Raw genomic sequence first — 11,520 nt, forward strand, 5'->3', positions numbered from 1 at the left:
ACGTTACTCACCACCCGCTCGCGAGGCGCCGCGCTCGACGCTCGGCGCGATCTGCAGGCGCAGCGGCCCGGTCGTCTCGCCGGCTCGAATCGCGATCCCGTGCTCGCGCAGCAGCGTCCGGCCGCGAAGGACGACCTCCAGCAAATAGATCCCCTCGGGGAGCGCCTCGAGGGCGAAGCGCCCTTGGGCATCGGTCGTGGCCTCGGCGCCACCGCCGAGCCTCACCGTCGCCTCAGCGATCGCGCCCCCGAGGCTGCTCTGCAGCTCACCGCGCAGCGCGCCGGCCGGTCGCAGCTCGACGCGCAAGGCGGCGTTCGCGCCCTCTCGCGGCCCCGCCACAGCGATCTGCACCGTGGTGGGCATGTAGCCCGGGGCACGCACGAGCAGCCGACGCCGGCCCGGCGCCAAGCGCAAGACGAAGCTGCCATCACGGCGCCGCGGGGGCTTCGCCGCCGTGCCATCGCTCACATCGACGCTGAAGCGCGGGACCGGCGCACCCGTGCGCCAGTCCCGCACCTCACCGCGAACGACGACGAGGGGCAGCTCGGCGGGCGACGCCTCCAGGTCTGCCATCGGCACCTCGCCGCCGAGCGGCGCCGGCACCTCGGCGCCGAGCGCCGCCGACGGTGGCGGAATCAGAGGTACCGGCCCGGGCAGCACGCCGAGCTCGCCGGCGGCGACGAGCGCGGGCCGTCGACGCTCGCCTGGTGCGGCATCGCCCGCCGCTCCCCCCTCGGCGCCTCGACGCCAGGCATCGCTGGCGGGGGCGGCACCATCGCGCAGGCGCAGTCCCTGCGAATCCCCGCCATCGACGCGCCCCCGGGCTGCACGTCGCCGCCAGCAGCCGTCGCAAGCGCTCGGCGCGACGACGAGGGCCAACACGGCCCATCGCAGCGCCGCGGATCCTCTACGGCCGCGAGCGTGGCGCAGCAGCGAAACCCTCACCCACCACCGCCGCGCCAGGCTATCGCGTCGATCTCGACGCGGGCGCCGCGGGGCAGCCCGGCCACCGCCACCGTGGCTCGCGCGGGCTCGGATCCCGCGGTGAAGAAGCCACCGTAGACCTCGTTGACGGCGGCGAAGTCCCGCATCTCGACCAGGTAGACCGTCGTCTTGACCACGTCCGCCAGGCTGCTCCCGGCCGCCCCGAGCACCGCCGCGAGGTTCTCCAGGGCACGCCGCGCCTGCTGCGCCACATCGTCGCCACCGACCAGCTCCAGGCTCGACGGGTCGAGCGCGATCTGCCCCGAGCAAAAGACCCACTCGCCTGCCCGCACCGCCTGAGCATAGGGACCAATCGCGGCGGGCGCCCGCTCCGTGCTGACCTTGCTGCGCGTCATCGCTTCATCCTCCCATCAGGGCTTGCGCCAGCGATGCAGCGCGCCTGCGCGGCTGAACGCCCATGATATCGGCCGCGTTTAGACCAAAAGATCAAGTAGCAGGGTCAATATACTCAAAGGAAGCCGTGCGACGCCGCGGCGACACGCCTGGCCGGTGGACGGCGATCGCGATGGCGCGCATCAGGAACCGTGCCGAGCCCCCGCCGCGGCCCGGGCCTCGGCGCCAGCAGCCATGGCGCCCAGGCCCGGGCCGCGTCATGCGCGCGGCGCGCGGCCTCCGGTTGGTCGGTGGCGTTCAACGCCCGCGCCAGCGTAAGCCAGGTCCAGGCCCAGGGCTCGCGCAGGCGCGCCGACCACGGATCGAGCTCGGGATCCGGATCCCTTCCCCGGCGCAGCGCGGCGCCCGCCAGCCGTTGCTGCCTCGCCAGCAACGCAGCGAGCGTCGGCGGCGCCTGCCCGGCTGGCAAGAGTCGCTGCAGCGGACCGACCGGGTAGCTACCGAAGGCCGCCCGCACCGCGGTGCTGTAGATCGAGGCCAGATAGACTGGCCGCCCCGCCTGCAAGCTACGACGAAGCAGTCCGAGCGAATCGACCTTGCCGGGCTGATGCCGGTAGTCGAAGTGCGGAAAGAGCCGGCGCTGCTGGGCGACGTACCAAGGGAACAGCAGCATCCGCACGTCGACGTACTGCACATCAGGCCGCATCCTGAGCACCTGCTGGGCGTGCAGGAGCGCGAAGAGCCGGTCGTCGCCCTCGCCGAGGATCAACGCGCCGCGCGCAACGACCCCAAGGACGTTGATCGCGTAGTCCTCGATCGCGTGGCTCTCGCTCAGATCCGCCGCGGGAAGCCCCGCGCTGGCCCGCAGGCCGATCAGGAGGGCCAGCGCCCCCGCCAAGGCCGGCGCGCGCCAGCGCCGCGCCGCGGCCGCCGCACCGAGCGACACGCCGGCGCCGCCGCCGAGGCAACGCCGGATCAGCCAGGCCACGGCGACCGCCAGCGGCAGCGTCAGCAGCGCCAGCGGCAAGAGGAAGAAGCGCTCGACGATCTGACGGCCGACGCCCTCGGCCTCGACATTGAAGAGCAGGAAGAAGAGCGGCCCGGCCCACAGGGGCGCGAGCGCGAAGGAGAGCGGCACGAGGCGCGACCGTGACGTCGAACCCGAGGCTGCGCCCGCGGCGCGCCGCAGCCCCTCGGCCAAGAGCAGGCCGCTGCCGCAGAGGGCCGCGGTGAGCAAGGGCCAGCCGAGTTGGGCCGGCAGCGCCGCTCTAAAGGCCAGGATCGTCGAGCTCGGGCCCGCGTGCTCGCCGAGGGCGAGCTGCAGCGTGCCGTAGTCGCGTCGCAACACATGGTGGACAAAGCCGGCCCATTGCCGCGTCTCGCCCCAGCGAGGAATGGCGTCGCCCCGCGCCACCAGCAGGTAGAGGTAGGGCGCGAGGCCCGCGACCAGCCCGCCGACGATGCCGCCGGCACGCAGCAGTCCGCAGCGGCCGCGCCAACCTGGCGTGGCGATCGCGAGAGCGATCAAGACCGGTAGCACGAGGAGCGCGGTTTGGTGATTGCTCAGCGCGAGGCCGAAGCCCAGCGCCGCCAGCGCCAGACCCACGCTGCGCCGCGGCTGCGTCGGCGCTTGCTGGGCCGCGAACGCCGCGGCGAGGCTCGCCAGGGTCAGCGCCAGGTGCAGCGCAAAGACCTCCGGCAGGCCGCCATAGCGCCACGCCAGCGGGGCGAAGGCCAGCGCCAGCGCGGCGACGGCAGCCGCCGCGGCCGAGCCGCTCAAGCGGCGCGCCAGGGCGAAGACGCTGACCAGGGCTGCGACCATGGCGATGATGCTCAGCAGCGAGAGCCGCTCCGCCGCGCTGGACCAGGGCAACGCGCAAATGCATCACCCAGCAGCGTATAGAGCGGATAGCCGGGCGGATGCGCCACCCCGGAGGCCACAGGCCACGGCGACGAGCTCACCGCTATCGGCCGCCTGGATCGTCGACGCATGGGTCCTAGCGAGCGCGGCCGCCGCCAGCAGGGCAACTGCCAGGGAGCCGACCCACGGCCGGATGCGCGTCGTGATCGGGGGCTGCTTTTCGACGTGACACGGTTGCATGCCAACCTCCGCGCATGCTAAGAGCCTTCGCCTCTGGGCGCATAACTCAGTGGAAGAGTGCCATCCTCACACGGTGGAAGTCGCAGGTTCAAATCCTGCTGCGCCCACAAGCCGCACGCACCCTTGCTCTCGGGTCGACACCGGACCGACTCCAGGGCCCCTCCGCCTCGAGCTCGGAGGGCCTGAGGGCGGCCTCAAGATCACCATCCGCTGCACCATCCGCTGCACCATCCGGCGCGACAGCCCGGAGCCCCTGCCTCCCAGCGCCCTCAGCCTCGGGACGGCGCTGCTCAGCCTGCCATGCTGGATCGCCATGCTGAGATCGCCATGCTGAGCCGAACCCCTCGCAGCAACCCTGACCCTGCCACGGAGCCTGCGACGGAGCCGGCCACGGAGCCTGGCGGCGCAGATTTTTCGGTGCCGCCGGAGCTGCTGCTGCCACGCCCCCGTGAGCTGACACTCGAACCCGGCACCTGCGCGCTGGAGCGCGATCCCCTCATCTACGCCCTCCCAGATCAGCGCGGCCTGCTCGCGCCGGTCGCCGCACAGCTCGCCGCGCGGCTCCGCGCCGTCGGGCTCGAGCCGCGCGTGGTCCCGGCAGCGCCCGCGCCGCCGACCTCGGCCCTGCCGATCGTCCTCGCGCTCGACCCCGCCGCGGCGCCTGCGGGCGAGGGCTATCGCCTCACCATCAGTGCCCACGAGATCAGGCTGACGGGCGTGGATCCGGCGGGTGTCTACCGCGGCGGCTGCACCCTGGCGCAGTGGATCGCGCTGCACCGCCAAGGCGCTGAGCCGGACGCGGCGGCGGCGCGCACCGCCTTGCGCTTGCGCTGCCTGCACATCCGCGACTGGCCGAGCTTCGCCCATCGGGGCGTGATGCTCGACGTCAGCCGCGACCGCGTGCCGACGATGGAGACCCTCGCATCACTCATCGACCTGCTGGCGAGCTGGAAGATCAACCAGCTTCAGCTCTACACCGAGCACACCTTCGCCTATCGCGGCCATGAGCGCGTCTGGCGCGAGGCGAGCCCGCTGACGCCCGAGGAGATCCGCACCCTCGACCAGCTCTGCCGCGCGCGCTGGATCGAGCTCGTCCCCAATCAAAACAGCCTCGGCCACCTGCACCGCTGGCTGATCCACGAGCCCTACCGAGCGCTGGCCGAGTGTCCCGCCGGGCTCGCGCACCCCTTCAGCGACGCCATCGAGCCCTTCAGCCTCTGCCCGGTCGATCCGGGGAGTCTGGCGTTGCTCGAGGATCTTTACGCCCAGCTCCTGCCCTGCTTCAGCAGTCGGATGTTCAACGTCGGCCTCGACGAGACCTTCGATCTGGGACGGGGTCGCTCGCGCGCGGCCTGCTCCGCCGACGGCGATACCTCGCGCGTCTACGGCGACTTTTTGCGCGCCGTCCACGCGCGCGTCGCGCGCCATGGCCGGCGAATGCAGTTCTGGGCGGACATGGTGCTGGCGAGCCCGGCCAGCGCCGTCGGGCTGCCGCCGGACGCGATCGCGCTCGCCTGGGGCTACGAGCCCGACCACCCCTTCGCCGAGCAGGCGCAGACGCTGCGCGCCAGCGGCGTCGAGTTCTATCTCTGTCCCGGGACCGGGAGCTGGAACAGCCTGGCCGGACGGCCCGACCATGCGCTGCGCAACCTCGCGGCCGCCGCCCGCGCCGGCGAGGCCGCGGGTGCGCTCGGCTATCTGATCACAGATTGGGGCGACCACGGGCACCTGCAGCCCTTGCCGATCAGCTACCCCGGTCTGGTCGCCGGTGCCGCGCTGGCCTGGAACGCCGGCTCGGCCGACGCGCTCAGCGCGAGGGAGCTCGCCGCCTGGCTCGATCATCACGCGCTGCAGGACAGCCGCGGCGGCGCCGGCCAGGCCCTGCTGGACCTCGGCGACGCCCACCGTGCCTGCGGCGCCGATCCGAAGAACGGCACCGCGCTCTTCTACCTGCTGCGCTTTCCCGAGGCACCGCTCAGCCACAAACGCTACCGCGGGATCAGCGCTGCGGGGCTCGCAAGCGCCTCGGAGCGCCTCGACGATGCCCTCGGCCGGCTGGCCGCTGCCGCCTTCCGCGGCGCCGATCACGCGCTGCTCGGCGCGGAGCTGCGCTGGGTTGGCGAGCTCCTCCACCTCGCCTGCGCGCTCGGCGCCGCGCGCTGCGCGGCCGGGACGGCCGACCCTACCTCGAGCCTCGACCCCGCGATCCGCCTACCGCTCGCCCAGGCGCTCGCTGCGCTGCTCGAGCGCCAACGCCCGCTGTGGCTGGCGCGCAGCCGCCCCGGGGGTCTGAACCACGCGCGCGGCTGGCTCGAGTCGCTGCAGGCCCTGCTCGCCGCGGCCGCCGGCTAGCACCCCTCGGGGCAGGCGCCGGCGCGAAACGCCCCGCTCGGACCGCGCCTCGCCCGCAGCACTTCGCATTTGTTTTGTTGCGACGGCGGCGAATGCCGTATCATCGCCCCTCATCGTCCGCTTCCAGCGCCCAACAGTCTCCGGCACGGCCTCGGTCTAACTCCGGGCGGTGCCCGGCTGGAGTGCGCGTGGCCGCGCTCGCCGAGGATGGCCATGCTGACCGCCGAAGTGCTTGCCGCGCTCAGCAATCTGGGGATCAGCCCCGCCCCGCGCGGGCGCGTCATGCTCGTCGACGACGAGCCCGAAAACCTCGACGTGCTGACCGCGCTGCTCGAGGACGAGTGGGAGGTCCACACCTGCTTCAGCGGGCCGGAGGCCCTGGCCCTGATCGAGCGCACGGGCCCACCGGATCTGCTGATCGCCGACCAGCGCATGCCCGAGATGACCGGCATCGAGCTCTTGACGCGGGTGGCTGTCTCCTGTCCGGCGACGGTCCGCGTGGTGCTCACCGGCTTCGGCGACCTCGAACCGATGCTCGAGGCTATCAATCGGGGCGCCGCCTACCGCTTTCTGCTCAAACCGGCCGATCCGGACGAGCTGCGAAGCATCGCCGTCGAGGCCCTGCGCCTCCACACCAGCGTCTGGGCGCTGACCCAGCTGGTCAACGCGCTCAGCGATCACCGCGCACGCCTCGACCGGACCCTGCGCGAGCTCCACAGCAGCCAGGAGCGGGCGCTGGCCGCGGAGCGCCTGACGACGGTCGGGCGCTCGATCGCCGGCATCGCTCATGACCTGCGCAATACAGCGGCGATCGTCCTGATCCTCGTCGACCTCGTGCGCCAGCACACCGACGCACCGGAGGTGCTGCAGCGCGCCGAGACGGCGTGGGCGAGCCTCGGCTCGCTGCTCGAGCTGCTGGAGCAGATCCGAGACTACGCGCAATCCAACGTCGCCGCCGCCAAACGCGAGGCGACGGAGACGCAGAACCTGATCACCGGGGCGCTGCGTTTGCTCTGCCACGAGCCGCTCGCAGCAGGCCGCGACATCGCGATCGAGATCGACCCGGCGGCCGCGATGCTCGACCTCGACCGCGCGCGCGTGCGGCAGAGCGTGATGGCCCTGCTGCGCAACGGCTGTCGCGCCAGCGCGCCGCCCGAGACGGTGCGGCTGATCGTCCGGCCCGGCCCCCACCACGCGCGCCGCGAGGCCCGCATCGAGGTGATCGACAGCGGCTGTGGGATGGATGCCGCCACCCTCTTGCGGGCGCAGCGCCCCTTCTTCAGCGGCTTCGATCCGCCGGGGATCGGGCTCGGGCTCGAGATCGCCCGACTGGCCGCCGCGGCCCATGATGGGCGCTTCGAGCTCGACAGCAGCCCCGATCGCGGCACCCGCGCCACGCTCGTGCTGGGCGCGGCCTTGCCCGAAGCCCTCGCCGCGCCCTCGCCGCCGGCCGAGGAGGCGCGATGATCGACGCCCCGCAGACGGCCGCCGCGCCGAGCCCCGGCGTCGCGACGCCCCAGGTGCTCTCCTATGTCCATCGCCACGCCCTGCCGCTGCGCCTCTGGGTCTCACCCTCGCTCCACGCGCTGTGCGAGCGCGCGCTCCTGCCCACCCTCGATGCGCGCGCGCGGATTCTGACGATTCCCGCGCCGGCCGATACGGCGCCGCCAGAGGGACCCGCGGTGCTGCTGCTCGCGTTGGACGCGCTGCGCGGACCGCAGCGCGACACCCTGCGCAGTTGGACGCAGCGGGCGCTCCCGGGGCGGCCGATCATTCAGGGCGAGGCGCGCACCCGCGAGACGCTGCTCGACGCGATCAATACCTGGCACGCCTTCCGCGTCGTGCCGCTCGATCTCCCTGCCCCACTGCTGGCGGATACCATCTACAAGGCCCACGAGGCGCTGGCGGTCGAGCTGGCCTTGAGCAGCTGTGTGGGTGAGCTGCGCGGCGAGGTCGCGCGCCTCAGCGGCGCGCTGGACGAGCTGCGGGCGACGCAGGCGCGGCTGGTCCATGGCGAGCGGCTGGCCGCGCTCGGCCAGATGACGGGGATGCTGATGGAGCGGGTCCAGCACCACTTCTCCAGCATGGAGGCGTTCATCGCGGCGCTAGGCCCGCTGCGCGAGGCGGCCCAGCTCGGCGAGATCGTCGACCACGCCACCGAGAGCACGCACGCGATGCAGGCCTTGTTGCAGGACATGCTCGCGCTCGCCGAGCAGCGCTCGCCCGCGCTCAGTTTGCGCGAGGAGCTGGTCGACGACCTGGTGCAGCGCGCTGCCGCCGTCTTTCGCCGCGACGTGTTGGCGCGCTCGCGCGAGCTCGAGGTCGACTGCGGCTGCGGCGCGACCGTGCGCGTCGACCGCCACCGTATCTACCACGTGCTGCTCAACCTGCTGCGCAACGCCGCCCAGGCCAGCCCGCCGCGGGAGCCGCTGCTGCTACGAACCGGCTCCGACGTCGACAAGGCTTGGATCGAGATCGAGGATCACGGCTGCGGGATCGCGCCCGAGGCCCTGAAGCAGCTTTTCACGCCCTTCTTCACCACCAAGGGCAAGGATGGCACGGGCCTCGGGTTGCGCATGAGCCGCAACGCCATCGAGCGCCAAGGCGGCACGCTGACCTGCACCAGCGCCCCCGGGCGCGGCGCCTGCTTTCGCGTCGAGCTGCCACGGCACCGCGACCAGGCGGCGCTCGCCAGCGTCCACGCTCAACAGGAGGAACCCAAGAGCGAGCCCAAGCCCGAGAGCGAAGCCAAGCCAAGCGCGCCGCGCTGACCCGGTTGCGAGCGGGCTTGCCTGCGGATGGCCAGGCCTGGGTTACCTGGCAGCGCGAGGCGCCGCACCGCCTCTGCAGGCCGTCGTCCTCGCGCCTGCGGGCCGCGGAGCCGCCCCGTTCCCCCACGCGCGCCCGCACAGGCCAAATCCCGCCCCTTCTGCTCCCCTGCGCCTCGCCCCTGCCCCCGTTTCTTGCGACCGCTCCCGACCAGCGACGAGCCTCGCTCTTGTTTGACAGCGACGGCATGGATCGGCGATAAAGCGCACTCAGTCACGGTTGTAGCTGTTCCCAACTTTGTTTCGACAGGAGCGATGATGAGCAAGCACACGATCAAGACCCTCGGCAAGACCCTCGGCAAGACCCTCGGCAAGACCCTCGGCGCGGCGATGGGCCTCTGCCTGGCGGCCTCCCTGGCGGTGGGCTGCGCCTCGACGCCGATCAAGGGCAAGCCAATGGGCACCGGTTCGGTCTACAGCGAGATCCAGGTCAACGACCGGACCGATGCCAACGCGATGATCGGCGCCAAGATGGGCGAGTCCTGCGCCACCGCGATTCTCGGGATCATCGCCACGGGTGACGCCTCCGTCGCCACCGCGGCGCGGATGGCGGGCATCACCAAGGTCGCGGTCGTGGATGGCTACCACAGCAATATCCTCGGCGTGTACTCGAAGTACTGCACGCGCGTCCTCGGCGAGTAGGCGCGTCGTCGCCGCTCGGCGCGGGCGCGGGTGATGGAGCGGCCAAGGCTCCGCAGCGTGCGCGCCGAGTCTTTCTCCCGCCCGCGACTCATGGCCCGAACTTCCCTCTGCTCCAGCTCGCGCGCCCAGCGCTGGCGCTCCCATCGGGCGCTGCTGCTGGCGGCGTTGCTGCTCGGCCTTGCCCGCAGCACCGCCCACGCGGCCCCGGCAAGCGCCTCCAATGGCTCCGGCCCAGGCGCACCGCCGCTCGAGGTGTCGCCGCCGCTCGAGGTGTCGCCGCCGCTCGCGCCCTCGGACAACCCTGCCGATCGCGTGTTGGCCAGCATCCCCGGCGCGCGCGCGACGGTCGCGGTGCGGGCCAACGCGCCTGCAACCCTGCAGCGCCGCATCGGCGGCCCGCGCGCGTCCGGAGGGGTGGCCGCGCAGCTCCTCTGCTTCACGCCCTGCGTGCTCCGCCTGCCGCTTCGCGACACGACGCCCTACCGACTCGCCGCCGACGGCATGCAGCCCACGGCGTGGTTCTCCGTGCCGCGCGCAGACGCGACCATCGACGCGCGGCTGGTCAGCGCGAGCTGGCGGGCGTGGCCTCCGGCGCTGACCGCGCTGGGCGTGGTCACCGCGGTCCTCGGCGGCACGGGCTTGGCGCTGCAGCAGACCGACGTGCTCGAGGGCGCGGGCTGGAAATGGTCGAGTCTTGGTGTCGTGACGCTCGCCGGTGCGCTGCTCGGCACGGCGCTCGGTGTCCATGCGTGGAGCCCCCGCTCGACGGTCACGATCAACCCGCGATGAGGCACGCGCGCGATACGATTAGGCGCGCGGCCAGCACGGCCGGCAGCGCCCGCGCCGCCGGCGCGGCCCGTCCGCGTCCTGCGCCGCCGCGGGCGCCGCGGGCGCCGCGGTGCTGGCGCTGCTTGCTCGGTGGGCTGCTGCTGATCGGCGCCGGGGGCGCGAGCGGCGGCTGCTTCACGATTCCCGCGCAGATCCGGCGCGAGTTCGAGCCGAGCCCGGCGCGCCAGCGGTCCGCGCCGCCGCGCAGCCCGAACCCTCCCGACCCCGCAAGTGACAGGGCCACGCCTCCAGCCGCGTCCCAGGCGCCGCGGCCGACGAGCCATGGCCCTCGCGCCTAGGCACGGCGCAGGTCGGCGGCTGCCGCCGCTTTGGGCACCGCGCCTATTGGCACCGCGCCTATTGGCCCCGCGCCTATTGGCACTGGCGCTCGTCGCCTTGGCGCTGGCGACGGGCTGCACGCACGGCGGGGCCGCCGGCGCGCCGCTGCACGTGCTCGCGGTCGCGCCGGCGCGGGGGCCGCAGCCAGCCCCGAACCAACTCGGGCTCCCGCTGCGCACCGGTCAGATCGTGCTCTCCGAGGCCCCTGGGCCCTATCGCCTGCTCTTCGGCCTAAGCACGCGCCATTTCTGGCGCTTCACCCACTCCGCGCTGCTCGTCGTCGACGAGGGCGAGGCCTTCGTCTACGACTTCGCCGGCGAATACAAACCCGTCTTCGCGCGCTCGCCAGCAGCCGGCATCCGCGGGGGCCTGCGCAAGACGCCGCTCTGGGACTACGTCCGCGCGCACCTCTACGTCGAGATCGTCGAGGCGCCGCTGCAGCCGGGACGGCAGGCGCTCGACCGCGCGCGCGTGTTGCAGCGCCTGCGCGCGATCGAGCGGGCGAAGCTGCCCTTCGACGCGGCCTGGGACCTGGAGGATCACCACGCCTACTTCTGCACCGAGTTCCTGGCCGAGGTGCTGGGTCCAGCCGGGGCCGCCCTCCCCGCGCTGGACGACCTAACCGACAACCCATCGCTGCGGCGGGTCCTGTCTTGGTACGGCATGCGATCACCACGCACGTTGCCCGCCGGAGCGTTCTACGCCGCGGAGCGACGCGTCGCCGCCTTCAGCCTTTGGCCCAGTGCGACAGAGGCCGAGGCCTACTTCGCCGCCAAGGCCGAGCTGCACCGCCGCTTCACGCCGCAGCATCGCGTCGGCGACGTCTTTCGGCTCGTGGGGCATGACCTGACCGTGCGCGAGCCGATCGAGGCCTTCCTCAAGGCGGCCCGCGAGCGCTTCGCGCGCAACTCCCTCCGCCCCGACGACCCGGTGATCGCGCAGACCATCGCCGCCCTGGCCCGTGAGCGCTTCGGCGCGCACGGCCTGCTGCCGCTCGGCCCGTCCCAGGGCTCGCGACGGGCGCCGTGAAGCAAGGGGCTGCCACGCTGATCCGGCGACACGCGCCCGGTCCGACGCTGGCAGACAGTGTAA

Annotated in this window: 9 protein-coding genes and 1 tRNA gene; 7 read left to right on the plus strand and 3 right to left on the minus strand. The window is 72.9% G+C overall.

Annotation, left to right across the window (positions count from 1 at the left end; genetic code table 11):
* Window positions 1-3: 3 nt before the first annotated feature.
* The 3 genes from IPL40_13280 to IPL40_13290 form a co-directional block, all read right to left on the minus strand.
* Window positions 4-879 carry a carboxypeptidase regulatory-like domain-containing protein gene (locus tag IPL40_13280; GenBank protein MBK8482118.1) on the minus strand — a complete coding sequence of 292 codons (876 nt, stop codon included), beginning with the start codon at window positions 877-879 and terminating at the stop codon, window positions 4-6.
* 62 nt (window positions 880-941) lie between these two features.
* Entirely contained in the window at window positions 942-1,340 is a 399-nt protein-coding gene (locus IPL40_13285; GenBank protein ID MBK8482119.1) for a RidA family protein, read from the minus strand.
* Window positions 1,341-1,453: 113 nt separating this feature from the next.
* Window positions 1,454-3,211, minus strand: coding sequence for a DUF2723 domain-containing protein (locus tag IPL40_13290; GenBank protein ID MBK8482120.1), 1,758 nt, complete (start codon window positions 3,209-3,211; stop codon window positions 1,454-1,456).
* Between the two features lie 263 nt (window positions 3,212-3,474).
* Between IPL40_13290 and IPL40_13295 the strand changes: the two genes are divergently transcribed.
* The 7 genes from IPL40_13295 to IPL40_13325 all read left to right on the plus strand — a co-directional run bounded on the left by IPL40_13295 (window position 3,475) and on the right by IPL40_13325 (window position 11,457).
* Window positions 3,475-3,546 (plus strand) — tRNA-Val (locus IPL40_13295).
* A gap of 220 nt (window positions 3,547-3,766) precedes the next feature.
* A complete protein-coding gene (locus tag IPL40_13300; GenBank protein ID MBK8482121.1) occupies window positions 3,767-5,791 on the plus strand; it encodes a family 20 glycosylhydrolase in 2,025 nt (674 codons plus the stop codon).
* 213 nt (window positions 5,792-6,004) lie between these two features.
* Window positions 6,005-7,258: a response regulator gene (locus tag IPL40_13305; protein MBK8482122.1), complete on the plus strand. Its 1,254-nt coding sequence runs from the start codon at window positions 6,005-6,007 to the stop codon at window positions 7,256-7,258.
* Entirely contained in the window at window positions 7,255-8,562 is a 1,308-nt protein-coding gene (locus IPL40_13310) for a HAMP domain-containing histidine kinase (protein MBK8482123.1), read from the plus strand. Before IPL40_13305 ends, IPL40_13310 begins: the two co-directional genes overlap by 4 nt.
* Window positions 8,563-8,877: 315 nt before the next feature.
* The gene (locus IPL40_13315) at window positions 8,878-9,261 is read left to right on the plus strand and encodes a hypothetical protein (GenBank protein ID MBK8482124.1); all 384 of its coding nucleotides are present in this window, start codon (window positions 8,878-8,880) and stop codon (window positions 9,259-9,261) included.
* Window positions 9,262-9,351: 90 nt separating this feature from the next.
* Window positions 9,352-10,050: a hypothetical protein gene (locus IPL40_13320; GenBank protein MBK8482125.1), complete on the plus strand. Its 699-nt coding sequence runs from the start codon at window positions 9,352-9,354 to the stop codon at window positions 10,048-10,050.
* A gap of 414 nt (window positions 10,051-10,464) precedes the next feature.
* Window positions 10,465-11,457 (plus strand): hypothetical protein, encoded by a 993-nt coding sequence (locus IPL40_13325; protein MBK8482126.1) that lies wholly within the window; start codon window positions 10,465-10,467, stop codon window positions 11,455-11,457.
* Window positions 11,458-11,520: the final 63 nt, after the last annotated feature.

The sequence above is a fragment of the Pseudomonadota bacterium genome, assembly GCA_016711215.1.
Lineage (GTDB): Bacteria > Myxococcota_A > Polyangia.

Bases quoted from the DNA above. Each gene is read 5' to 3' on its own strand.
- IPL40_13285 (MBK8482119.1), bottom strand. From the start codon at position 1,340: ATGACGCGCAGCAAGGTCAGCACGGAGCGGGCGCCCGCCGCGATTGGT.
- IPL40_13310 (MBK8482123.1), top strand. From the start codon at position 7,255: ATGATCGACGCCCCGCAGACGGCCGCCGCGCCGAGCCCCGGCGTCGCG.
- IPL40_13315 (MBK8482124.1), top strand. From the start codon at position 8,878: ATGAGCAAGCACACGATCAAGACCCTCGGCAAGACCCTCGGCAAGACC.
- IPL40_13300 (MBK8482121.1), top strand. From the start codon at position 3,767: ATGCTGAGCCGAACCCCTCGCAGCAACCCTGACCCTGCCACGGAGCCT.
- IPL40_13305 (MBK8482122.1), top strand. From the start codon at position 6,005: ATGCTGACCGCCGAAGTGCTTGCCGCGCTCAGCAATCTGGGGATCAGC.
- IPL40_13320 (MBK8482125.1), top strand. From the start codon at position 9,352: ATGGCCCGAACTTCCCTCTGCTCCAGCTCGCGCGCCCAGCGCTGGCGC.